The following is a 24,044-nucleotide window of genomic DNA, read 5'->3' on the forward strand; positions in this document are numbered from 1 at the left end:
GCGGACCTCCTTTCCTCAAGGACGCGTGATGCTGCCTGTCCTCCTCGCCGTGTTGCTGGCGCAGACGCCCGCCGCCAATCCCCGTCAGCAGGGGGTGCCCATTGGCAAGGGCAAGACGCTCCCTGTCGTCACGCTGTCCGCGCCGTCGGGTGGTTGGACGGTGGACCGGATGATGCTCATCGAGGGCACCGTCAGCGACACCACCATCGACCCGGTGGTGGTCTCCATCAACGGCGACCGCTACCTGATGCGCACGTACCGGGGGCGCTTCAGCCGCAAGTTCCCCGCCGCCAGCGGGAAGAACATCGTCACGGTGATGGCCACCAACCAGGCCGGCACCGCGCGCGCCCAGGCCACCAGCTACGCGCAGATTCCGCCGGTGCCCTTCAAGGTGGTGCTCACCAGCGACACCGACGGCGTGTACACCGACCTGCACCTCTACGAGCCCACGGACGCCAGCGCCGCGGGAGGCACCCTCGACGTGAAGAAGATGGCGCACGTGTACTGGGCCGACACCGCGAGCCCGTCCGGCGGCACCTTCTTCCTCAACTCGCAGGGCGGTGACTTCGACCAGCCCGCGTATGGGCCGTACCTGTACATCCACCGCGCGCCGCCCAAGGGCGTGTACCTGGTGGCCACCAACTACTGGCCCAGCGGCGACAAGGCCCACACGGTGGCCACGCTGAACCTGGCGCTCTTCGAGGGCACGCCCAACGAGATTCGCCGCATGGTGCGCATCCCCCTGGCCACGCCGGGCACCACCCGCGTGCTGGCCTGGGTGAACGTGCTCGGCGACGGGCAGGCGGAGGTGTACGTGCCGTCGCAGGACCCTCGGCCCAAGCACGCCGCGTGGCCGAAGAACCTGGACGACGCCCTCAAGGCGCTCCAGTCCAACGGGGACGGCGAAGGCGAGTAGTGATGCCTCCGTCCTTGGGTGCCACCGCCATGCGCCGCGTCCTTCCCGTGCTCCTGCTGCTCCACGCGTCCGCGCCCCTGTCGAGCGGCGCGGCCGGGGGCCTGACGTCCGCGCCGTCCGCGTCCGGAACGGCGGGCGTGTGGGCGCATGCGTCCGCGTCTGGCGAGGCCCGTGTGCGGACGAACGCATCCGCATCGACGGCGCCGCCTCCTGTTCCCGCGCCAGCCGCCGCGAGGCCCGACGATGCGGAGCCATCCCCGGCGTCCGAGGCGCGCGACGTGCTGCTCCGCCGCATCGTGGCGCGCGTGGCCCTGGCGCAGGTCCGCGAGCAGGACGCCGCGTGGCACCCGGACCAGCGGGATTGCGCGGGCCTCATCCGCTTCGCCTTCCGCTCCGCGTACAAGCAGGTCGCTCCGGAGCGCCTGTCCACGCCGCTGTGGCGCGACGGCCGGGGCCGCCCGTCGGACTTCGCGGACGCGGAGGTGCTGCTCCAGCGGAACTTCCAGCTCCTCGGCCGCGACGACGCCACCCGGGAGTCGCTGCGCACCGGCGACGTGCTCGCCTTCCGCCAGGAGCAGGACGCGGGCCCCATCTTCCATCTGATGTTGGTGGTGCGCCCGGAGGACCGGGCCCACGCCCCCGCGCGCGTCGTCTACCACCCGGGGGAGAAGGGCGCCGCGGTGCGCACCGGCGTCCTCCAGAACCTGGCCACCGAGGCGCCGCTGGAGTGGCGCCCGGTGCCTCGGAACGCTTCCTTCCTCGGCTTCTTCCGTTTCAAGGAGTGGATGTCATGACATCTCCCAAGAGTGGCCCGCCCAAGGCGCTGCTCATCGGCGTGGTGGCTGTCCTGGTGGGCGGCGCCGTGGCCGGAGCCTTCTTCCTGGGCCGGCGCAGCGGCGAGTCCCGCGATGGCGGCGGCACGGTGACGAACCTGCTCGGCGGCGAGCGCAAGGGGCCGCCCAGCGCGGGGGCTGGCGTGGACGGCATGCCCGAGCCCTCGATGAAGCCGCTGGAGGTGCCCGGCACCGCCGCGCCCTCCGCCCTCTGGGTGGACGTACACCAGCCGGGCAAGGTGCGGGACGCGCTGGCCTCCAACGCGTGGCTGCGCGAGCAGCTCCAGAAGCCGCTGGGCCAGGGCTTCGTCGGGGCGTGGGCCGCCTTCTTCGGCTCCACCGGCGAGGACCTCCAGGCGGACTTCAAGGGCGCGGTGCTGGACCTCTTCGCGGGCCAGCTCCTGGACGCGCCGTTCCGCGTGACGTGGTTCGCCGGTGACGCGCGGGCCAGCACGCCGGCCTTCATCCTCCCCAAGCCGGGCCGCGCCGCCACGTCCGCGTACGAGGCGCTGGACAGCGTGGCCAGCCGCGGCGGCATGACGGCGCCGCACTGCCCCGGCGGCGGCGCGGAGGCCACCTACGAGCTGAAGCGCTGGCTGGTGGCGGAGCAGACGCTGTGGGCGGGGCGGCTGCGGGACCGCCTGGTGCTCGCGCGTCACCCGGTGGCGGTGCTCCACGGCCTGTGCGCGGAGCTGCCGGCGCTGGAGGCCGAGGACGGCGTGGACGTGGAGCTGGGCTATGACGCGGCGGCCTACGGCCGCGAGGTGCAGCTCCTGTCCAGCGTGGTGGGGTTGGCCCCGGGCACGCGGCTCCAGTTTGGCGTGGAGGCGGGGCGGCTGGTGGGCCGGGGCATCGCGGGCGAGCTGATGGACGGCCCCGCGCGCCTGGACGCCGCGCCCCTGTCCGATGACCTGCTCAAGCTGGTGCCGGAGGACACGCCGGTGCTGCTGGCCTTCCAGCTCAAACTGCCGGAGTCGTTGGACGCCCAGACGCTCAAGGCCTACTGGGAGGCGGGCGGCGGCAAGGGCCCCACGCGCACGCGCCAGGTGGCGCTGGTGTGGACGCCGCGCGGGGACGCGAAGCTGCCGGTGGAGCTGGCCGTGCTGTGGGGCCGCACCGACGACGCGGCCGCGCTGGAGGGCCTGTTCTCCGGTGGCTCCAACCGGCTGGTGCGCGGCACCCACTGCAACCACGTGGTGCTGGCGTCCAACGAGGCGGAGCTGGAGCGGCTGCGCAAGGCGTGCGCCGGCCAGCGGCCCAACCTGCTCAACGCGGCGGGCCCGGTGGTGGCGGGGCTGCGCGCGCCCACCTCGGTGGCCTTCGGGGTGAACACGGGCCGGCTGCTCAGCGGGCTCACCATGGATGGTTACCTGTCCGAGTTCCGGGTCAGCCGCAACGCGCCCATGCCGAGCGCGGCGCCCCCGGAAATCGAAGCGGCGCGCGGCGACCTGGAGTCGCTGCCGTACCTGGGCCTGCGCGGCACCGTGCAGGGGGACTCGCTGGTTCCTGGAGGTTTCGGGTCATGAAGTGCCTCATCCGACTGGCGGCCCTGTCCGCGCTCATGCTGTCCGGCGTGGCCCTGGCCAAGCCGCTCTACATCACCGTCCCGCGCGCCTACGGCACCCAGGAGCCGGTGGCGGTGGACGTCGCCTTCGAGGACAAGGGCCCCGTCGAGCTGCGCGTCCTCAAGCCGGAGAACCTGGACGCCTTCATCCGCGCCCAGGGGGACTTGCGGCGCGCGTACCAGACGCCGCCCACGCTGAAGAACCCGGGCCGCGCGCTCAGCCGCGGCTTCAACGCGGTGCGCACGCCGGGCATGTTCCTGCTGGACACGCTCAACCCGGCCTTCCGAGACGCGGTGGGGGACGTGATGCCGCGTCCACCGGAGGCGCGGGGCTCGGGTGAGCCGCTGGCCCGGGTGGCCGAGGGCCCGGAGCGCCTGGTGGGCGTGCCGCCCGGCTTCACGGTGGCGCGCAGCCAGTGGCTGAACCTGGACCTGGGCGGCGCGGAGCGCGACTTCAACGTCCCCGGCTTCGAGGTCCGGGAGCCCAGCGGCTTCCAGGAGCGCCGCGTCACGCTGGCGCCGCTGCCCGCGGGCACCTACGTGCTGCAGTTGGTGCAGGGCCGCGTGGAGGGGCAGGTGGTGCTGGTCGTCAGTGACTTGACGGTGCAGCTCAAGCAGACGGATGGCCAGGTGCTGGTGCGCGTGGCGGGCCGGGACCAGCAGCCGCGCGAGGGCGCCGAGGTGCAGGTGTACCTGCCCAGGGGCAAGGGCCCGGCCGGCAAGACGAACGCGAAGGGCGAGGTGACGCTGGAGGTGTCGGAGCCGCGCGTCATCGCCACGGCGACGGCGGGCGGGGACACGGCCATTGTCGACACGGACTTCTACTCCGCGCTGGCGGTGGCGCCGGACGTGTTCATCTACAGCGACCGGCCCATCTACAAGCCGGGCCACGAGGTGAAGTTCCGCGGCGTGGTGCGCCAGCCGGACACCTTCCTGGCGCGCCTCTTCATGCCCAAGAAGCGCCAGGTGCAGGTGAAGCTCGTGTCTCAGGAGGGCCGCGCGCTCACCACGCGCGCCGCGGTGGACGCGTTCGGCGCCTTCCACGGCACGCTGAAGGTGCCGGACGATTTGGGCACCGGCGTGCTGCGCGTGGAGGCGGAGGTGGACGGCCACCCGCACCAGGGCGAGGCCCGCGTGCAGGACTACGTGAAGCCCACGTTCTATCTGGAGATGGAGCCCGCGTCGGAGACGGTGGTGCCGGGGCAGACGCTGCGCGCGAAGGTGCGCGCCCGCCGCTACGCCGGTGGCGCGCCCGACGACACGAAGTACGAGGTGTTCCTCTACCGGAGCCTGCTGGACGCGCCCGCCTGGGTGGACGACGCCGGCAAGGGCGGCCAGGGCAGCGACGTGACGTACGGCAGCGCCTCCACCACGGAGGGCCGGCTGAGCGTGCCGGAGCGGCTGTACTCCTCCGTGGAGGCGCGCGGCGCGTATGACGACCCGTGGTCCAGCGCCAGCGGCTTCGACGCCAACGGCGAGGCCGAAGTCGAGGTGGCGGTGCCGGCGCTGGCCGCGGGCGAGGAGCGGCTGCCGTACCGGTACACGCTCACCGTGCGCGCCCGGGACGACCAGGAGACCTTCGCCAACGCCACGTCCGCCTTCTTCCTGTCGAAGGTGGAGGTGCTGGGCCTGGCGCGCTACTCCGACGCGGTGGTGGCCAAGGGCGGCGACGCGACGCTGGCGGTGCGCGCCACCACGCTGTCGGGCAAGCCCTACGGCGTGACGCAGGGCGAGGTGGAGTTCGTGCTGCGCAAGGCGGATGGCGCGGAGACGCGCCTGGGCAAGCGCTCCTTCTCCACGGCGGCGGACGGCACGCACCGTGAGAAGGTCCCCACCTCGGACGTGGGCACCGTGCTGGCGCGCGTGGTGGTGAAGGACAAGAACGGGGAGACGTGGCAGGGCGAGGAGTCGCTGCTCGTCATCGGCGGCGCGGACGAGCCGGTGGCGCGCGTGCCCAACCTGACGCTGGCCTCGCTGTCCGGGACGCTGGCGCCGGGTGACACCGCGAAGCTGGTGGCGCTGATGCCGGACAGCTGGGGCTCGGGCGGCCGTGACGCGGGCCCGGTGTGGGTGACGCTGACGGGCGCGTCGCTCTACGACACGCAGGTGGTGGAGCTGACCGGCCGCACGCTGGTGCACAGCTTCAACGTGGAGAAGCGCTTCGGCAGCGCGGTGTACGCGTCCGTCGCGTACCCCACGGCCACGGGCCGCTGGGAGGAGCGCACGGTGGCCTTCCGGGTGATTCCGCGCGAGCGCACCCTCACGGTGGAGCTGCAGCCCCGCCGCGCGGAGGCCACGCCGCTCACCGAGCAGTCCATTGACGTGCGCGTGGTGGACCACGAGGGCCGCGGCGTCGTCGCGCAGCTCTCCGTGGGCGTGGTGGACAAGGCCGTCTACGCCATCCAGAGCGAGTTCCGCCCCAAGGTGCTGGACTTCTTCTACCCGCCGGCGCGCAACAACGTGTCCAACTTCTTCTCGGCGGAGTTCCAGGGCTACGGCTACGGCGAGGCGCTGGCGCGGAAGCTGGCGGGCCTGCCGGACCACGCCTTCGCCTCCATCAAGCCGCCCAGCCGCCAGACGAAGGACCTGGAGCGCGACACCGCGCACTGGGACCCGGCGGTGGTGACGGACCGGGACGGCCGCGCCACGGTGCGCTTCACGCTGCCCTCCAACCAGACGCTGTGGGTGGTGACGGCGGTGGCGGCGGACACCTCCGGCCGCTTCGGCGAGGGCACCTCCGAGTTCGCCACGCGCGGCGGCCTCAACCTCTACGCCGCGCTGCCCCAGTTCCTGCGTGAAGGCGACGAGGCGCTCGCCTCCGTGCGCCTGTCGGCCGGGGAGAAGTCGCCGGCCAGCCAGCTGTTGGACGTGAAGCTGGCGTCGCTGGGCGCGCTGAAGGCGGACCAGGCCGCGCACAAGGTGGAGCTGGCCAAGGGCGGTGAGCAGGTGGTGCCGCTGACGCTGAAGGCCGCGTCCACCGGCGCCGCGCAGCTCATGGTGAACGTCGCTGGCGGCAAGGACCCGCTGAAGGACCTCAAGCGCTTCGAGGTGGGGCCCGCGGCGGTGGAGGACGAGGTGAAGGTGAGCGCCTGGGGCGGCGGCGCGCTGGAGGTGCCCGCGCCCAGGGAGGCGACGCTGGCGCGCGTGGAGCTGGTGCTGCAGCCGTCCATCGTGGACGCGGCGCTGTCCAACGTGCGCGAGTTGCTCACGTACCCCTACGGCTGCCTGGAGCAGCTCGTGTCCACCACCGTGCCCAACGTGGCGGTGTACCAGGTGCTCCAGAAGGCGGGCGCGCTGGCGAAGCTGGACACGGACACGCAGGCGCTGCTGGCGGAGGCGCGCAGCCGCTCCGTGCAGGGCACCGCGCGCATCCTCGACCTGTCGGTGAAGGGCGGCGGCTTCACCTGGTTCGGCGGCTACGAGACGCCGAGCCTGCCGCTGACGCTCATCGCGCTGGACGGCCTGGCCTACGCGGCCGAGGCGGGGCTGGTGGACCGCGCCGACCCGCGCATCGTGGAGAGCGCGCGCTGGCTGGAGGCGCAGGAGGGCCTGCCGCCCGAGTACGACGCCACCCGCGCCTACGTGCTGGCGCGGCTGGAGGGCCCCAAGCAGGCCGCGCGCGTGCGGGCGCTGGTGCAGGGCGCGGAGGGCGGGGACTTGTACCCGCTGGCCCTGGCGGTGCTGGCCGCGGAGAAGGCGGGCGTCATGAAGGAGCCCGCGCTCCAGTCCCAAGTCAATGCGCTGGTGGCGCGCAGCGCGCAGGGCTACGCCACGCTGGCCTCGCTGAAGCCGGGCCAGCCGCTGGAGCAGTCCGAGGCCTTCTTCCGCTTCCCGCTGCGCCGCGTGGGCATGACGGCCATCGCCGCACACGCGGCCTCGTTCGGCACGCTGGACGTCACCCGCGCGCGCCGCCGCATCCTGGAGCTGCTGTCCGAGCCCGGCCTGTCCACCTTCGACCGGAGCACCGCGCTCCTGCACTCGCTGTGGCTGCTGGAGCGCGACGCCAAGGCGATGCGGGGCATGAAGGCGCCCGAGGTGAAGGGCGTGAAGGCGCCGGTGAAGTTCGCCCCGCGTGGCCTGGGCCTGGTGGCGGTGCTGGAGCCGGGCACCCGCGCCGTGGACGTGGGCGGCTTCGACGGCGTGGCCACGCTGCGCGCCACCACGCGCACCCCGCTGTCCGCCGTGCAGCCGAAGGCGGAGGGCATGTCCATCCAGCGCGCCTACTACGCGCTGCGCGAGGGCGGGAAGGTGCGGCTCTCCGCCGGTGACACCGTGGCCCAGGGCGAGGAGGTCTACGTGGAGCTGACGCTGGACGCGCGCGGCGACCACCGCGTGCGCTCCGCGTACTACGTGGTGGAGGACGCGGTGCCCGCGGGCTTCGTGCCGCTCCAGGAGGACAAGGCCTTCCGCGGCCCGCCGCACGCGCTGCCGCTGGTGCCCGAGGCGCTCAAGCGCCGCGTGCTCGACCCGGAGCGGGCGACCTTCTTCTTCGAGGAGCCGGCGTGGTGGAGCGACAGCCCGCGCACCGTGGGCTACGTGCTGCGCGCGCAGTTCGCCGGCACCTTCTCCGCGCCGCCCGCGCGCATCGAGGACATGTACGCCGCCAGCATCCACGGGCGGACGGCCGCGGACTCGCTGAAGGTGGTGCCCTCCAAGAAGCGCCAGGGCGACCTGTAGTCCATGGGGTTGGCCGTCACGGTGGCCGTGCTGCTCGCGGCCACCCCCACCTTCGTCACCCGCGGCGACGTGACGCCCGAGGCGGAGCTGCGCCGCGAGGCGGAGGGAGCCTGGAAGGCGCTGGAGACGCGCTACGTCCAGGAGGCGGGAGGCGCCCCGGTGAAGCCTCCGGCCTCCATCGTCCTCCAGAAGGGCGCGGCGCTGACGCCCCAGCGAAACGGCCAGGGACGCCCGGGGCTGGTGGAGCTGCGGCAGAACACGCCGGGCGCGCTGGATGCGCGGCTGCGGCTGGCGCTCCGGCACGAGCTGGCGCACCAGCTCCTGTGGTGGGCGTGTCCCCAGGCCAGCGAGGACCGCCTCTTCCACGAAGCCTTCGCCCTGGCGGTGAGCGGCGAGCTGCCCGCGTGGCGGGAGGGGCCCTACCTGTCGCTGTCCCGCGCGGCGGCGGAGCTGGCGGCGGCGCCGGCGGTGGACACCTCCCGGGCCCGGCGCGCGCTGGCGCGACTGCTGGATGAGTCCACGGGCTTTCCCCCGGCGTTGTCGCGCAGGCTGCGACAGTGCCAGGACGGCGCGCGGTGGGCGTCGCCGCTGTCCATCGACGAGCTGGCGGGCGTGGGCGTGCGCGAGGCGAAGCCCGCCACGGTGGTGGTGAGCCGCCACTCGGGCGAGGTGCTGCTGGCGGAGGGCGACGTGCGGCGCGCGCTGCCGTATGGCTCGGTGCTCAAGCCCTTCCTGTACGCGGCCGGCGCGGCGCACCCGGTGCTCCCGCCGCGCGCGGGCGTCCAGGAGTGGGCGTGTGGGGCCGGGCTGCCGGCGAAGGTGGACGCGCGCACCGCGCTGCTGCGCTCGTGCAATGGCTACTTCCTGGACTGGGAGGCGCGGGGCTCGGCGCCCAGGGCCTTCGGCGCGTGGGGGCCGGTGCTGCGCGCGGTGGGGCTGACGGGCTCGCCGGACGACATGGCGGACGCGATAGGGCTGCGCTCCACGCTGGCCGTGTCCCCTTGGGGCGTGGCGCAGGCCTACCGGCTGCTGGCCGAGGCCCGGCCGGACGTGGTGGCGCTGCTGGCGGACAACGCCGCGCGCGGCACGCTGGCGGAGCTGCCCGCGTCGAAGGCGCTGGCGGGCGTGGCCACCAAGACGGGCACCGTGCGCGACGCGGCGAGCCGGCCCCAGTTCGGCTGGATTGCCGCCGTGGACACAGACCTCGTGGTGGTGGTGATGCGGCCGGGGGCCATGCCTCGCCAGTTCGCGGAGGAGGTGCCCAGGGCGCTGGCGCGCGCGCGCAAGCAGGCCGGGCTGGAGGCCGCGCGCGTGCAGGTGCTGGGGCTGTTGCCGCCGGGTGACGTGGAGGCGCGGTGCGCTGGCGCCGGCTTCGCGCTGGAGGGCGGGGTGCCGCGCCTGGGCGCGGAGGCCTGGGCGCCGCTGGCCTCGCTCACGAAGCGCGGCGCGGCGGTGTGCCTGGGCGCGCCCTGGCGCGTGCGCTTCCCTGGCGGTCCGGACGAAGGGCGTGACTACGCGGGCGTCTTCATCACCTCCACGCCGCCGCCGTACCGTCCACCGCCGGGGGTCCCCACCACGCCCAGCGCGATGAAGGCGCGGCGCGGCTCCGACTTCGTCTTCCGCACCACGCGGCTGCAATACACCGCGGGCGTGGTGGCCGCCGAGGACGTGACGCTGACGGGCGAGGCCCGCGTGGCGCTGGCGCGGGTGGTGGCGCACAACGAGCAACACAGCCACAGCCGCCACCCACGGCGCCCCGTCTGTGACACCACGCACTGCCAGGCCTTCCGCGGCACCGTGCGCGTGCGCTCCGAGGACGCGAAGGCCCTGGGGATGGCGCCGCTGAAGTGGCGCAGGTGGTTGAACTTCTCCCAGGGCGGGGAGGCGCCCTGGAGGCAGTCGCGGCCCCGCGCCGAGGTGGAGCGCCTGCTGGGACGCGGGCTGGTGTCGCTGCGCTTCGAGGCGGGGCGGGTGAACTACCTGCGCACCGAGACGGAGGGCGCCGCGACCTTCGAGTCCGCGCGCTCCCTTCCGTGTGACGTGCTGCGCGCAGGACTGAAGCTGCCGTCATGCCCGCGCACGGCGTCGTTCAACGGCGCAGCCCTGGTGTTCGAGGGCCGCGGCCGGGGCCACGGCGAGGGCCTGGACGTCGAGGCGGCCAAGGCCGCGGGCACGCGCAGCGAGGTGTTGCTCGAAAATGCATACGGCGGTGAAGCCAAGTAATAAGTTTTTGATGGGTTTGTTGGCTTGTTCAATTTGTAACTGAATTGCGTGAAATGATGTCAGGGCCGGGCGTAGAGTGCCGCTCGCCCGTCCTTTCTGGCGGGCCCTCATCCGCAGGAGTGGTCGCCTATGCGCATCACCCGTATCCCCCTGCGCCGGAAGCTGTTCGGCGCGTTCTTGTGTTCCGTGTCGGTCGCGGCGTGTGGCCCGGCTCCCGAAATGGACTCCGGGGACGAGAAGTCCCCTGAGGTGGGAGTGCAGGAGCGGGAGGTCGTCTACGGCGCGGACCACCGCACGGACGTCTACGCCTATACGAACCACGCGGCGCTGCGTGAGCGCGCGGAGAAGTCGACCGTGGCGCTGATGAATCCGTCGGACTTCAACGCCTCCAATCCCAACAACGTCACCTTCACCGGGGCCCGGCTGCAGAGCGCCTACAACCTCTGCTCCACGCAGCGCTTCCTGGACGACCCGACCTCGGCGTTCTGCTCCGGGACGCTCATCGACGACGACCTGGTGCTCACCGCGGGGCACTGCATCAGCGCGTCGGACTGCTCGAACACGCGCTTCGTCTTCAACTTCTACCGCACGTCGGCCACGGGCCTGCGGACGGTGACGACGCAGGACATCTTCTCCTGCCAGTCCGTCGTCACGCGCCAGCTCGGCACGGTGAACGGCCGCAACCTGGACTACGCCATCGTCCGGCTGGACCGCTCGGCCGCGCCGCGCTTCGAGCCCGCGCCCATCCGCCCGGGCAGCGCGCCCCTGCCGGTGAACACGGGCGTCACGGTGATTGGCTCCGGCAGCGGCATCCCGTTCAAGATTGATGACGGCGGCTGGGTGCGTGACGCCCGCTCCAGCACCGGGGACTACTTCATCGCCAACACCGACACCTTCGGTGGCAACTCGGGCTCGGGCGTCTATGAGAATGACACCTTCACCGTGGCCGGCATCCTGGTCCGCGGCGAGACGGACTACGTCAGCCAGGGCGGCTGCCGCGTCGTGAACCAGTGCACGGACACGGGCTGCCGGGGTGAGGACATCACCTACGTGCGTCCGGCCATCGACGACTACTGCGCGGTCAACGCCAGCATGCGCCTGTGCGGCACCACCGAGCCGCCCCCGCCGCCGCCGCCGCCCCCGCCCCCTCCGCCGGCGCCGAGCAACCCGTTCACCTACTCCGCCAGCAACACCAACAGCGCGCAGCAGAACACCACCAACTACTCCATCGCGATGACGTCGGGGCAGACCCTCACCATCGCCACGTGCGGCCTGACGGGCGCCTCGTTCTCCGGTGACACGTTCCTGCGCCTGCGCAACCCCGCTGGCGTCGAGGTGGCCGTCAACGACGACGCGTGCGGCGGCCGTGGCTCCAGCATCACCTACACCGCCACCACCGACGGCGACTTCGCCATCATCTCCGGCTGCTACTCCACGGGGAGCTGCAGCGGCAGCGTCGCCTGGACCCTGACGGGCACCGACCCGGAGCCCGAGCCCAGCACGGGCAGCTTCAACTTCAGCGCCAGCAACACCAACAGCGCCCAGCGGAACACCGTCAACGAGTCGGTCGACATCGCCGCGGGCCAGAGCATCACCGTCAGCACCTGCGGCAGCTACTCCGGCGACACCTACCTGCGGCTCTTCAACGGCACCACGCAGGTGGCCGCGAATGACGACGGTTGTGGCGGCGGCCTGGGCTCCACCCTGTCCTACCAGGCGACCACCGCCACCACCCTGCAGATTCGCGCTGGCTGCTATTCCAGCAACAGCTGCAGCGGCACCGTGACGTGGACCGTCGAGTAGCCGCTTGACGCAGCAGGGGCGCGGGTGGCCTGGCCGCCGCCCGCGCCCGTAGCTTCGCAGACAACACCTCGCATCCCCTTGTTGCCCGCGTGTCCTCGCGCTCCCCGTGGCCTCCCTCTGGAGCGCGGGTGGAGCGCCTCCGGCACGCGCCGTGCTCTGGGCCCCCGCCGGGCCGAGCCCGGAGCCGGTCCCTCAACAAGGACGATGCGCTACATGAATCAGCGGAAACACACGAAACAGCTACGCCGTCAGCTTCGCTGGGCGGGCTTGTCCGCCACGGTGCTGGCCGCGCCCGCGAGCTTCGCGCAGGACTGCCCCAAGCCCACGTTGCAGCAGTGCGTGGACGTCGACTACCGCGCCAGCAGTTGCGGCGGCGTCCACGACGCGTACTGCCAGGACCTGGTGGAGGCGGAGTGGAAGGCGGGCTGGGAGGCAGCTCCCAAGCGCCTGGCGCTGCTGCCCGAGGAGCTGGGCGGTGGGGTGGACACGGTGGCCTACCAGGCCCACGTCCCGAAGCGCACGCGCTTCCAGGGCATGGACCAGAGCATCATGGGGCAGGTGCTCAAGGGGCAGATTCTCTACCGCAAGAACCTGGAGAACCTGTCGAAGGACGAGGAGGCCTACCTGTCCCGGATTCGGAGCTGGGAGAAGGACGGCACCCAGGTGACGTCCTGCCAGGAGTTCGTCGAGGAGAAGTATCTCGACTTCAGCCGCTTCGAGCGGGAGGCGGGGCGCTACGGCGAGGACTACCGCGCCTTCTTCAAGGCGGCCTTCGACAAGGGCGGCATCGCGCACCGCACCCTCTACAGCCGGGACCAGGCGAAGCTGGCCCCCATCTGGGGCGAGCAGCGCACGGCGAAGAACGCGTACTTCCGCTTCACGCCCGGCCCCTACCCGAAGGGCATTGAAGGCTACGTCTTCAAGTCCGAGGCGGCGAAGCTGGCCGACAACGTGGAGGCGCGCAACTGGGTCACCCCGTCCGACGAGTGGCACGAGAAGCAGTCCGAGCAGTTCAGCCAGGTCCCCGATGACGTGCTGAACCACGCCCAGGTGGAGCAGGAGTCCTTCTCCGCGCTGCTGAACCAGCGCGCCGCCGTCTACGCGGAGTGGCAGCGGGCCTCCAAGATTCTCCGCGCGCGTGACCACAAGACGGAGGAGCTGGACAAGCAGACCGCGGAGCGGCTGTACGGGCTGGACAAGGCCATCGAGGCGTCGCTGGTCAAGGCGCAGAAGGACGGCTGCCTCGACGCCCGGGGCCCCACGGTGTGTGACTGGAGCCCCCGCCGCTACAAGACGATGCTGGAGGCCGCCATGGCCCCGCGCCGCGAGGCCGACCTGCAGGCGTGTCTCTTCCTGACGGGCAACGACTTCGGGCCGGAGAGCTTCGTGCGCAACGCGGACAAGCTCAAGGTGGAGGGTCTGGACCAGAAGGACTACACCCTCTCCTCGTCGCTGCTGGCGAAGTACATCGCCATCTACGGCCAATACATCCAGGGACTGGACACGCCGACGAACCCGCCCACGGCCGAGGTCCGGCACGGCGGGGAGTCCAGCGACAGCGGCTACGCGGGCGATGCCACCTTTGGCGGCGGCTACGACTACACGGCGGGCTGGGAGTACCTCCAGCCGGGCTCGGACCTGCGCAACAAGGCCGGGGGCGCCTGGTGTGACAGCGACGTGCGGCTCTACGGCGAGTTCAACGCCTACGCCAACGTGTTCAGCTCCACCCGTCACGAGGTGGCGCACGTGAGCGGCGAGGCCGGCACGGAGGGCAACGGCATCCGCCTCAAGCTGGACGCGCGCGTGCTGGGCATCTCCCTCTACAGCCACGACCAGCACCATCCGCTGCGCGTCACCTTCTACGAGGGCAAGCCCGTCTTCGAGAGCGACGCCGCGAAGGCCTCCACGACCTTCGTCATCGTCTTCGTCCCCGTCACGGTGCAGGGCGGCCTGTCCGCGGAGGCGGGCGTGAAGATGAACATTGGCGGCGCGGTCAGCCGCAGGTGTGAAGAGGACCTGCTGGGCGTGGACCTGTACGGGACCATCACCCCGTTCGCCGCGGTCAAGGGCTTCGCGTCCGTGGGCATCGGCGTCCCGGGCCTCCAGGTGGGCGTGAGGGGTGAGCTGCTCATCACCCGCGTCAACGTGCCGCTCTACGGCGACATCGGCCTGTACCTGAGCTCGCCCTCGCACCCGACGAACCCGAACACGCTGTTCCTGCGGGCCTCGTCGAAGCTCGACCTCGAGCTGCGCTTCCTGGACGGCAGCATCAAGCTCTTCGGTGAGCTCGCCTTCCTGAAGGGCGAGGTGACCATCGTGAGCTGGAACGGCTTCGGCAACACCTGGAACATCTACGACGAGTCCAAGTCGCTGCCGCTGGTCCGCGTCTACTAGTCCGTGTCACCCCAGGCCGCCGCGGCGTGTCCATCCGCCGCCGCGGCGGCCCCTTTCCCTTCCTGTCTGGAGTCCTTCATGCGTCGCTCGAGGCTCGCCGTCCGCACGGCCGCGCTGACCACCACCCTGCTGCTCGCGGGCGCGGTGCCCATGTGGTCCTACTTCCACTCCGCCGCGACGGAGGCCGTGGACGCCGCCGCGCCCGCCGCCGCCTCCCGGCTGCCGCTGTACCGGTGGACCGTGGGCGAGGCGCGCACGTACCACTTCATCTGGAACGACCTGCAGCGGGTGGCGCTCCCCGTCCCGCAGCAGGGGGACGCGCCCCAGGCGATGGACGTCGCCCTGAGCCTGGAGGGCGAGCTGACGCTCCAGGCGCTGGAGGTCCGCGCGAACGGCGCACGCGTGCGGCTGGCGGTGAAGCGGCTGGAGCGGCACGACGCGACGCTCTCCGGCCAGGCGCTCTTCCCTGATGCGGAGGCGGTGCGGGCGCACCTGCCCCAGACGGCGTCGGCGTGGCTGGAGCTGGACGCCCGGGGCGCGCTCCTGGCCGTCCGGTTCTCCGACGCGGAGCCGCCCATGTTCCGTCAGGTCGCGCAGACGCTGGCGGCGGAGCTGTTCCCCACCGAGCTGCGCGACGCCGCCGAGTGGAGCGCCGTCGAGTCCACGCAGGCGGGCGAGGTGGAGGCGCGCTTCCAGTTCGACGGCGAGGCCGCGCGCCTGACGCGCCGCCGCGCGCGCTACCAGTCCCTGCGGGCCGCCGCCACGGCGCCGGCCTTCCGCCAGACGCTGAGCTCGCTCACGCACTTCGACCGGGACCCGGACGACTTCCTGGCCGGCGTGTCCCATGACGAAATCCTGGACGCCACGCACACCGACGGCCGCCCGCTGGTGTCGCGGCGCGTCCGCCTGCGCCTCGCGTTCGCCTCGCGGCAGCAGCAGCCGCTGCCCCCGGCCACGGAGGACAAGCCCCTTGTCCGCGCGCCGTCGCAGGTGGCCTTCGAGGGGGACGAAGAGCTGGCGCTGACGACCAGCCAGGCGGACGGCATGACGGTGGACGCCGCGCTCCAGGTGCTGGCGACCGCCACCGACCCCGCCGGCATCCCGGAGCTGGGCAGCTTCGCGCGGCGGGCCATCGCCGCGCTCAAGCTGGAGCCCCACCGGGCCGGCGAGCTGGGCCAACTGTTCCTCCAGCAGGGCACGTCCCCCGCGATGCGCGAGCTGATGCTGGACCTGCTCGCTGGCGCCGGGCACGCGCAGGCCCAGGCCACGCTGCGCGAGCTGATTGTCTCCTCGGAGGCCCGTGAGCACGCCGGCGCGCACGGGCTGATGGTCCAGCGCGCGGGGTTCCTGCGCGAGCCGGAGCCCGAGACGGGCCGGCTGCTGGCGCGGATGCACACCGAAGCCCAGGCCGCCGGTGACGTCGCCACCGAGCGCGCGTCCGCCTACGCCCTGGGCGCCGTCGTCTCGCACCTGCCCGCGGGCAGCCCGGTGGCGGCCGAGCTCCTGCGCCCGCTGGAGGACGCCCTGGCGCGGGCGGACAGCGCCGAGTCGCTGGAGCACTCCCTTCGCGCGCTGGGCAACAGCCGCGCCGAGCGCGTCATGGACCTGGCCGCTCCCCACCTGCGTGGCGAGACGCCCGAGGTGCGCTCCGCCGCCGCGGGGGCCCTGCGCACCGCGCCCCAGGAGACCGCCACGCGCATGCTGCTGGACGCGCTGCTGTCCGAGCCGGAGCGCGCCGTGCAAGGCGCGCTGCTGGACGCGCTGAACGCCCGGACGTTGGGTGGCTCCGAGCTGGAGCGCCTGAGCGGCTGGGTCGTGGCGGGACACCTGGCGCCGGGCGCCGAGGCCGCGCTGCTCAACGTCCTCACCCCGCGCATGGATGACAGCGTCGCCGTCCTCCGGATGCTCCAGGCCCTCGCGGTCCGTCCCGGCCAGCAGCCCGCCACCCGGGCCCGCGTCCTGGCGCTGATGGCCCAGGTCTCGGCCAGCCGGGGCGGCTGAGCCACCTTGCTTCAACCCACCCACCGCAGTCGAGGTCCTCATGAAACACAGTCTCAACGGGCTGTTGCCCCTGGCCCTGCTTGGCTTCCTCCTGGCACCCGCCGCCCACGCGGACGTCGTGGACGACGTGTGGCGCGGCACGAACATCCGGCTCAACGCCGCGCGCATCCGCGTGAAGGGCAACGACTACGCCACCGGCTACTGGCTGCTGCCCAAGGCGGCGAACACGCTGAACCTCAACGTGCCCGCGCGGCAGTTCGGGCTCAACTCGGACCTGGTGCTGCACATGCACGGCTCGCGCTCCGGGAACGTCATCACCTGGACCTTCGATGACCGCCTGCCCAGCCGCTACAACCTGGGGGACTCCACCTACGTGACGCGCGTGCGGGGGACGCTGAAGGCCTATGCCCGGCAGGTGCGTGGCGCGGATGACCCCTACTGCGAGAGCGCCGCCTGTCCCCACAACGTGGAGCTGACCCTGGCGCCGGGCTCCAGCGCGAAGGTGAGCGGCTACAAGACCATCGTCTTCGACTTCGACTTCACCGAGGACGTCCAGGTGAAGCAGTTCGTCGCCTACGGCGGCGTCCCGCGGCCCCGGCTGTCGTCGATGGTCGTCTCCGTGCCGAGCAGCCGCTGCCCGTCCTGGCGCGCGTCGGAGCTGTCGGGCACGGTGTACCTCGGCAGCCCCGCGCCCACCGGCGGCACCCTGGTGGACCTGATGAGCGTGGACGCGAGCGTGGGCGTGCTGAACGTGCGCGTCCCCGAGGGCCAGCGCAGCGCGCGCTTCACGCTCCGGCTGCCGCCGCACTGGAAGGGCCCCACCGTCATCTATGGCGCGTCCGGCGGCGTCCGCAAGAGCCTGAAGGTGGGCCTGCGCGACTGCCCCACGCTGGCCTACGACTTCACGAAGTGGTTCGTGCTCCCGATGATCTACGAGCCCCTGTACCAGCTCAAGCAGTGCTCCGCAGTGGCCCGGCTGAAGGAGAAGGGGACGGACTTCCTCTTCACGCCCGACGCGGAGGTGTACCCGCTCAACGAGCTGCTGGGCGTGGAGCAGGCGTGGGTGGCGGGCGTCAACACGGTGGGGGACCTGTTCGGCACGGCGTACACGTCCAAGGGCCCGAGCGCGTTCCGGATGCGCGCGGAGGATTTGAAGGGCGGCGCGGAGCAGTGGCTGGAGGGCTGGGAGGCGGTGACGGCCAACTCCCACGGCACCTTGCTGGTGCGCGACCCGGACGAGCCGTGGAGCCTCTACCGCGTGGACGAGCTGGGCCCGGCGAAGCACCCGGGCCTGTCGGAGGTGGCTCCCGGCCGCGTCTTCTTCAACGCCCTGGGCCAGGTGGCGGCGACGCTCGACACGGAGCGGGGGCCGCGCGCCGCGCGCATCTACGGCAAGGACGTGAAGGTCCTGCTGGACGTCGAGTCCGACTTCACCGCGCTCAACGACGTGGGCGACTTCGTGGGCACGGCCCGCGACGCGGACAAGCAGCTCAAGCCCTTCCTCTGGTCGGAGGAGCGGGAGCTCCGTTGGCTGCCGCTGCCCAAGGGCTACGTGTCCGGGCGCGCGGTGTCCATCAACGACGCCGGCTGGGTGCTGGCCAACGCCCTGTCCGAGGACGGCAAATACCAGACGGCCTACCTCGCGTCGCCGGATGGCAAGTCCGTCACGGTGCTGGACGACCTGCTCCCGGCGGAGCTGTCCAAGGCCGGCTACCGCGTCGTGGAGGCGGTGACGCTCTCCGACGACTACGGGGCGCTGGTCCTGGCCGTGAGCGAGCTGGGCGAGCGCGTCCAACTGGTGCTGTGCCCATGAGCCGCGCGTCTGGACCGATTTCCTCTCTGAGAACAAGGACTCTCCTCGTGAAACTGAACTCACCCATGCGGTGGTTGGTGATGGTGTTCCTGGCCTTCCTGGCGGGCTGTGGTGGCTGCCAGACGGGCTCCTCGACGTGTGACTCCAGCCGGCACGGCACCCAGGGCTGCGAGTGCCGAACGAGCTCCGCCAGCTGCAACGCCGGGCTCGCATGCAACAGCGGCAAGTGCGAGCCCTGCGGAGGCGAGGGCGCGGTGTGCTGCGTCAACGCCGCTGTCACCTCGTGCAATGGCTCGCTGATGTGTGTCATGGGCTCCAACGGCGAGCGCTGCCGCAACTGTGGCGACGTGGGCGAGGCGTGCTGCGTGTCCTCCGGCAACCAGGTCTGCAACCCGGGCGGCGTCTGCGTCAGCGGCAACTGCCAGTCCGTGGCCGCGCTCACCTGCGACGACACCGGCGCCCTGTACGCGGTGGGCATCCAGGACGCCAACCTGTGCGCCGTCCGCGTGGTGGAGGTGCGGGCGCGGTCCGCGGCGGACGCGCTGGACTGCGCGACCAGCAGCGGCATGCTGTCTCCCGGCGAGCGCGTCTTCGAAGTCCCGGGCACGCCCATCACCGACTACGAGATGTGCGTGGAGACGGAGGGCGAGGGCCGGCGCACCACCAGCGTGCGGGCCTTCGGCGACTTCGAGGCCATGCGATGCACGCGCTGGACGCGGTGCGGTGATGTGGGCTGCACCAGCGTGGCCTACGGCGCCTGCACGCCCTGAGCGGCCGGGGGACGGATGCGGGGTGGAGCGCGCGGAGGGGGACGCTCCGCCCCGTGTCCTGTCGCGAGCCTTCGTGCCCCCGCTCGCATGCCCGGCAGCCGGTCCGCCGTGACGCGGCGTGACGTGGGCCCTGGACAGTCCGTGTCGTTCGTGATTGTTGGACGTCAAATCATATTCCCGCCGTCCAAGAAGGAAACGACATGCGCCGTGGCCTCGCCCTGCTCCTGATGTTGCTGCTGCCCCTGCCAGGGCTCGCGCTGAATGGAGGGTTGGGCGAGCCCCCGGCGGACGTGGACCGGCGCACGCCCATGGCGACAGCGTCAGGCTTCCTGGACGCGGCGCACACGCGAGACGCGGCGCGCGCGCCCCACTACCTGTCGCTGTCACACCTGCCGCCGGAGAAGCAGGCGGAGGAGGGCCTGCGGCTGGCGCGGCGGCTCGTCTTCGTGCTGGACCGGATGCTGTGGCTGGACTTCTCGAAGATCAGCCAGAGCCCGGAGGGCGACCCGGCGGACCCCGTCTACGACTCGCTGGGACAGATTCCGCTGCCGCGCGGCTCGGTGGACATCCGCCTGCAGCGCGTGGAGAGCCCGGAGGGCCCCATCTGGGTGGTCAGCGAGGACACGGTGCGCGCCATCGACTCGCTCTTCACGGTGTACGGCTCGCCCGTGCTGGAGAAGCTGCCGCCGCTGCTCTTCGTGCGGCCGCTGTGGGTGCTGGAGCTGTGGCAGTGGCTGGGCCTGGGCGTGTTGCTGCTGGCCGCGTGGCTGGCGGGCCGGCTGGCGGAGGCGGTGGCGCTGCGCGTGGGCGCCCGCGCGACGGGCATCACGAACTCGGGCTGGGATGACCAGTTGGTGTCGGCGGGGCGGGGACCGCTGCGCCACCCCGTGGCGGCGGTGATGGTGGCGTCCGGTTCGCGGCTGCTGCTGTTGCCCCCGCCCGCGCAGCACCTGGTGGACCTGGGGGCGCGCTCGCTCGTCATCGCGTCGGTGGCGTGGTTCCTGATGCGCTTCGTGCGGCTGGCGGCGGGCTTCATGGAGCACCGCGTGGGCACGGAGGGCCAGGACGTGGCGCGCGTGCGTGGGCTGCGCACGCAGCTCGCCGTCATGCGCCGGGTCATCGAGTGCGCCGTGGTGCTGGTGGCGGGCTCGCTGCTGCTGCTCCAGTTCGAGGCGGTGCGCAACGTGGGCGTGTCGCTGCTGGCCTCCGCGGGCATCGCCGGCCTGGTGCTCGGCCTGGCCGCGCAGAAGTCCATCTCCACGCTGCTGGCGGGCATCCAGCTCTCCATCACCCAGCCGGTGCGCATCGGTGACACCGTCATCGTGGAGAACGAGTGGGGCTGGGTGGAGGAAATCACCCTCACGTACATCGTCGTGAAGGTGTGGGATTTGCGCCGGCTGGTGGTGCCGATGAGCCACTTCCTGGACAAGCCCTTCCAGAACTGGAGCAAGGTGTCGCCGGACATCATGGGCACGGCGGAGATCTTCGCGGACTTCCGCACCGACGTGCCGGCGGTGCGCGCCGAGCTGCGGCGCATCTGCGAGACGGACGGCGCCGCGTACTGGGACGGCAAGGTCGCGGGGCTCCAGGTGACGGACTGCACCGAGCGGACCATGAAGCTGCGCGCGCTCGTGAGCGCGGCGGACTCCGGCAAGGCGTGGGACCTGCGCTGCGTCGTGCGCGAGAAGCTCATCGAGTTCCTCCAGAAGCAGCCGCACGGGCTGCCGCTGCTGCGCGCCGAGGCGACCCACGCGGCCGCCCAGGACAGCGCCGCCGTCACGCTCGGCGTGGTGCCGCTGACCGGGCAGGCGGGCGCCAACGTCGTGGTGCCGACCAGGCGCCAGGACTGAGCCTCGTCTCGTCGGGGCCCCGCGGGGAGGCCCCGCCGGGCAGGCCCCGTTTGCCGCGAGCGCCGCGCGGGGCCCACCTTCGGACATCGCTTCGTCGGGAGGTGGACATGGCTGGAAGGCTGGGCAGGGCGGGCGGCGCGACGCTCCTGGCGGCGCTGCTGGGCACGGGCGCCCTGGTGGGGCGGACGGCCCAGGCGGACCCCTCACAGGCCCGGCAGACGCGCGAGGTCCTTTCGGAGCGCGACCTGCTGCTGGGGCAGCTCGCCCTCTTCGACGCCCAGAACATCGCGGCGGGCAACCTGGCGCTGGAGAAGTCGGCCAACCCGCAGGTGCGGCAGTTCGCGCGGCGGCTGGTGGAGGACCACCGCCGGCACCTTCAAGGCTTGAAGGTGTGGGGCGGCTCTCCGTCCATGGCCCTGGTGGTGGCGGACCTCAACCAGCCCCGGAACACGCCAGGCATTGGTGGCTCGGGGAGCGCGGACGGGGGGACCGGGCAGACGCGGCCGATGCAGCGGGCGGATGCGCGCCTGGAGCGCTCGGTGGGCGAGGCCCAGCAGCACCTGGACGTGCTCCGCAAGGCGCAGGGGAAGGACTTCGACAAGGCCTTCTTGAAGCGTGTCGCGGAGGACCAGGAGCACGCCCTGGCGCTCGTGAAGGACAACGCGGCGACGTACAAGAATGACAGCGCCTTCGCGCTCATGCTCGACCGGACCGGCAACCTCGCGGACCGTCATCTGCAGCGAGCCCGGGGACTGGAAGAGTCCTTCGAGTGAACGTGGCGGCCATTCGGGGCGCCCGCTGGGTTGACGTGCCGCGGAGGCGGCGCGTAACTCCGCTCGCATGAGGACCACCGCGTGGCTGTCGTGGGTATACCTGGCTGCGTCCACCCTGCCTTGAGACGAGCGAAGGACCCCACCGCGTGTACGAGCTCCAGGATGTCTCCAAATGCTTCGGGGCCATGCAGGCCCTGCACCCGCTGAGCCTGCGTCTGTCCACGGGGCGCACCACGGTGTTGCTGGGCCCGAGTGGCTGCGGCAAGTCGACGCTGCTGCGGCTGCTCAACGGGCTGCTGCCGTGTGACACCGGGCGCGTCCTGTTTGATGGCAAGCCCCTGCCCACGGAGGGCGCGGCGCTGCGCTCGGTGCGCCACCGCGTGGGCTATGCGCTCCAGGGGGGCGGCCTCTTCCCGCACCTCACGGGGGAGGAGAACGTCACCCTCATGGCGCGGCAGCTTCGCTGGTCCGCGGCGCGGACGCGTGAGCGGCTGGCGTCGCTGGTGGAGCTGACGCGCTTCCCCTCGGACGGGCTGGCGCGCTACCCCTCGCAGCTCTCTGGAGGCCAGCGTCAGCGGGTGGCGCTGATGCGCGCGTTGATGCTGGACCCGGACGTGTTGTTGCTGGACGAGCCTTTGGGCGCGTTGGACCCGCTGGTCCGGCACGAGCTGCAGGGCGACCTGCGCGACATCTTCGCCCGGCTGGGCAAGACGGTGGTGCTGGTGACGCATGACCTGGCGGAGGCGGGCTTCCTGGGAGACAGCATCCTCCTGATGCGGGAGGGGCGCGTGGTGCAGCAGGGGCGGCTCGCGGACCTGGAGGCGCGGCCGGTGGATGACTTCGTCACCCGCTTCATCCAGGCGCAGCGCCCCCTGCCGGGCGGCACGGGAGGCGAGGCGTGAGGGCGGTGTGGCTGCTGGTGGTGCTGCTCGTGGGCGCGTGCGGAGGGGCTTCCACGTCCGGGGACGCCGCGCCCCAGGTGCGCGTGGGCTCCAAGAAGTTCACCGAGTCCGTCATCCTGGGCGAAGCGGTGACGCAGTTGGCGCGGAGCACGGGCGCGCGCGTCTCACACCGGCGCGAGCTGGGCGGCACGGCGGTGCTCTGGGAGGCGCTGCGCAGGGGCGAGCTCGATGCGTATCCGGAGTACACAGGCACGCTGCGTCAGGAGCTGCTGTCGGGCCGGCACCTGCCGGATGACGCGGCGCTGCGCGAGGCCCTGGCCGAGTCCGGGTTGCGGATGAGCGAGCCGCTGGGCTTCAACAACACCTACGCCCTGGGGATGAAGGAGGCGGAGGCTGAGCGACTGGGCATCCGCCGCATCTCCGATTTGCGCGCGCATCCCACGCTGCGCTTCGGCTTCAGCAACGAGTTCATGGACCGCGCGGACGGCTGGCCCGCGTTGCGAGACAGCTACCGGCTGCCGCAGCGGGACGTGCGCGGGCTGGACCATGACCTGGCGTACCGGGGCATGGACAGCGGGGCGCTGCAGCTCACGGACCTGTACTCCACGGACGCGGAGATTCAGGCCTACGGGCTGCGCGTGCTGGAGGACGACCTGCATCACTTCCCCGCGTATGACGCCGTGCTGCTGTATCGCGACGACCTGGAAGCCCGCGCGCCGGAGGCCCTGGCCGCGATGCTCCGGTTGGAGGGCCGCGTGTCCGAGGCGGACATGGTGAAGCTCAACGCGGAGGCCCGGCTGGAGCGCGTGCCGGAGGGGCGCGTGGCCGCGGGCTTCCTCTCCAGCGCGCTGGGCGTCACCACGGAGGTGCGTGGAGACGGGCTGGCCGCTCGGGTGTGGAAGCGGACGCGAGAGCACCTGTACCTGGTGGGCGTGTCGCTGCTGGCGGCCATCGCGCTCGCGGTGCCGCTGGGCGTGCTGGCGGCGCGGCGGCCTCGGCTGGGGCGCGGTGTGCTGGGGCTGACGGGGGTCATCCAGACGGTGCCGTCGCTGGCGCTGCTGGTGGTGATGATTCCGCTGCTGGGGATTGGCTCACGCCCGGCCATCGCCGCGCTGTTCCTCTACAGCCTGCTGCCCATCGTCCGGAACACGGCGGCGGGGCTGGCGGGAATCCCCCTTGAGGTCCGCGAGTCCGCGGAGGCGCTGGGCCTGCCCGCGTGGGCGCGGCTGTGGCGCATCGAGCTGCCCATGGCGGCGCCGTCCATCCTCGCGGGCATCCAGACGGCCGCGGTCATCAACGTGGGCACCGCGACGCTGGGCGCGCTGGTGGGCGCAGGGGGCTACGGCCAGCCGATCCTCACGGGCATCCGGTTGGATGACGCGCGGCTCATCTTGGAGGGGGCCATTCCGGCAGCGGCGCTGGCGTTGCTCGCCAGTGCGCTGTTCGACGGAGTGGAGCGTGTCGTGGTGCCGCGAGGCCTGCGGCTGGGCGCGGCGCCGCGCTCACGCTGAGGCCTGGGCGCGGT

At 72.3% G+C, this 24,044-nt stretch carries 14 protein-coding genes; all 14 read left to right on the forward strand.

The window, feature by feature from the left end:
• Nucleotides 1–28 precede the first annotated feature (28 nt).
• The 14 genes from MYMAC_RS03010 (at nucleotide 29) to MYMAC_RS03075 (ending at nucleotide 24,030) form a co-directional block, all read left to right on the forward strand.
• The gene (locus tag MYMAC_RS03010; RefSeq protein WP_095956958.1) at nucleotides 29–916 is read left to right on the forward strand and encodes a DUF2135 domain-containing protein; all 888 of its coding nucleotides are present in this window, start codon (nucleotides 29–31) and stop codon (nucleotides 914–916) included.
• A 29-nt stretch (nucleotides 917–945) separates the two neighbouring features.
• Nucleotides 946–1,710, forward strand: coding sequence for a DUF1175 family protein (locus MYMAC_RS03015; RefSeq protein ID WP_095961453.1), 765 nt, complete (start codon nucleotides 946–948; stop codon nucleotides 1,708–1,710).
• Nucleotides 1,707–3,275 (forward strand): hypothetical protein, encoded by a 1,569-nt coding sequence (locus MYMAC_RS03020; RefSeq protein ID WP_204817344.1) that lies wholly within the window; start codon nucleotides 1,707–1,709, stop codon nucleotides 3,273–3,275. The genes MYMAC_RS03015 and MYMAC_RS03020 overlap by 4 nt, the downstream gene beginning before the upstream one ends.
• On the forward strand, nucleotides 3,272–7,990 hold the full coding sequence (locus MYMAC_RS03025; protein WP_095956960.1) for an alpha-2-macroglobulin family protein: 4,719 nt from the start codon (nucleotides 3,272–3,274) through the stop codon (nucleotides 7,988–7,990). Before MYMAC_RS03020 ends, MYMAC_RS03025 begins: the two co-directional genes overlap by 4 nt.
• A gap of 3 nt (nucleotides 7,991–7,993) precedes the next feature.
• Nucleotides 7,994–10,213, forward strand: a complete 2,220-nt coding sequence (locus MYMAC_RS03030) for a SpoIID/LytB domain-containing protein (protein ID WP_095956961.1) — start codon at nucleotides 7,994–7,996, stop codon at nucleotides 10,211–10,213.
• Between the two features lie 129 nt (nucleotides 10,214–10,342).
• The gene (locus tag MYMAC_RS03035; RefSeq protein WP_095956962.1) at nucleotides 10,343–12,016 is read left to right on the forward strand and encodes a trypsin-like serine peptidase; all 1,674 of its coding nucleotides are present in this window, start codon (nucleotides 10,343–10,345) and stop codon (nucleotides 12,014–12,016) included.
• Nucleotides 12,017–12,229: 213 nt separating this feature from the next.
• On the forward strand, nucleotides 12,230–14,410 hold the full coding sequence (locus MYMAC_RS03040) for a hypothetical protein (protein ID WP_239989312.1): 2,181 nt from the start codon (nucleotides 12,230–12,232) through the stop codon (nucleotides 14,408–14,410).
• Between the two features lie 78 nt (nucleotides 14,411–14,488).
• The gene (locus MYMAC_RS03045) at nucleotides 14,489–16,411 is read left to right on the forward strand and encodes a HEAT repeat domain-containing protein (RefSeq protein WP_095956964.1); all 1,923 of its coding nucleotides are present in this window, start codon (nucleotides 14,489–14,491) and stop codon (nucleotides 16,409–16,411) included.
• A gap of 40 nt (nucleotides 16,412–16,451) precedes the next feature.
• A complete protein-coding gene (locus tag MYMAC_RS03050) occupies nucleotides 16,452–18,224 on the forward strand; it encodes a hypothetical protein (protein WP_095956965.1) in 1,773 nt (590 codons plus the stop codon).
• A gap of 47 nt (nucleotides 18,225–18,271) precedes the next feature.
• Entirely contained in the window at nucleotides 18,272–18,994 is a 723-nt protein-coding gene (locus MYMAC_RS03055) for a hypothetical protein (RefSeq protein WP_239989314.1), read from the forward strand.
• A 200-nt stretch (nucleotides 18,995–19,194) separates the two neighbouring features.
• A complete protein-coding gene (locus tag MYMAC_RS03060; RefSeq protein WP_095956966.1) occupies nucleotides 19,195–20,844 on the forward strand; it encodes a mechanosensitive ion channel family protein in 1,650 nt (549 codons plus the stop codon).
• 107 nt (nucleotides 20,845–20,951) lie between these two features.
• Nucleotides 20,952–21,617 carry a DUF4142 domain-containing protein gene (locus tag MYMAC_RS03065; protein WP_204817347.1) on the forward strand — a complete coding sequence of 222 codons (666 nt, stop codon included), beginning with the start codon at nucleotides 20,952–20,954 and terminating at the stop codon, nucleotides 21,615–21,617.
• A 146-nt stretch (nucleotides 21,618–21,763) separates the two neighbouring features.
• The gene (locus tag MYMAC_RS03070) at nucleotides 21,764–22,519 is read left to right on the forward strand and encodes an ATP-binding cassette domain-containing protein (protein ID WP_095956967.1); all 756 of its coding nucleotides are present in this window, start codon (nucleotides 21,764–21,766) and stop codon (nucleotides 22,517–22,519) included.
• Nucleotides 22,516–24,030: an ABC transporter permease/substrate-binding protein gene (locus tag MYMAC_RS03075; RefSeq protein ID WP_095956968.1), complete on the forward strand. Its 1,515-nt coding sequence runs from the start codon at nucleotides 22,516–22,518 to the stop codon at nucleotides 24,028–24,030. Before MYMAC_RS03070 ends, MYMAC_RS03075 begins: the two co-directional genes overlap by 4 nt.
• Nucleotides 24,031–24,044 lie beyond the last annotated feature (14 nt).

The organism is Corallococcus macrosporus DSM 14697 (genome assembly GCF_002305895.1).
In the GTDB taxonomy this organism is placed as follows: domain Bacteria; phylum Myxococcota; class Myxococcia; order Myxococcales; family Myxococcaceae; genus Myxococcus; species Myxococcus macrosporus.

Coding starts and splice junctions, on each gene's coding strand:
- MYMAC_RS03010 (WP_095956958.1), top strand. CDS start 29: ATGCTGCCTGTCCTCCTCGCCGTGTTGCTGGCGCAGACGCCCGCCGCC.
- MYMAC_RS03015 (WP_095961453.1), top strand. CDS start 946: ATGCGCCGCGTCCTTCCCGTGCTCCTGCTGCTCCACGCGTCCGCGCCC.
- MYMAC_RS03020 (WP_204817344.1), top strand. CDS start 1,707: ATGACATCTCCCAAGAGTGGCCCGCCCAAGGCGCTGCTCATCGGCGTG.
- MYMAC_RS03025 (WP_095956960.1), top strand. CDS start 3,272: ATGAAGTGCCTCATCCGACTGGCGGCCCTGTCCGCGCTCATGCTGTCC.
- MYMAC_RS03030 (WP_095956961.1), top strand. CDS start 7,994: ATGGGGTTGGCCGTCACGGTGGCCGTGCTGCTCGCGGCCACCCCCACC.
- MYMAC_RS03035 (WP_095956962.1), top strand. CDS start 10,343: ATGCGCATCACCCGTATCCCCCTGCGCCGGAAGCTGTTCGGCGCGTTC.
- MYMAC_RS03040 (WP_239989312.1), top strand. CDS start 12,230: ATGAATCAGCGGAAACACACGAAACAGCTACGCCGTCAGCTTCGCTGG.
- MYMAC_RS03045 (WP_095956964.1), top strand. CDS start 14,489: ATGCGTCGCTCGAGGCTCGCCGTCCGCACGGCCGCGCTGACCACCACC.
- MYMAC_RS03050 (WP_095956965.1), top strand. CDS start 16,452: ATGAAACACAGTCTCAACGGGCTGTTGCCCCTGGCCCTGCTTGGCTTC.
- MYMAC_RS03060 (WP_095956966.1), top strand. CDS start 19,195: ATGCGCCGTGGCCTCGCCCTGCTCCTGATGTTGCTGCTGCCCCTGCCA.
- MYMAC_RS03065 (WP_204817347.1), top strand. CDS start 20,952: ATGGCTGGAAGGCTGGGCAGGGCGGGCGGCGCGACGCTCCTGGCGGCG.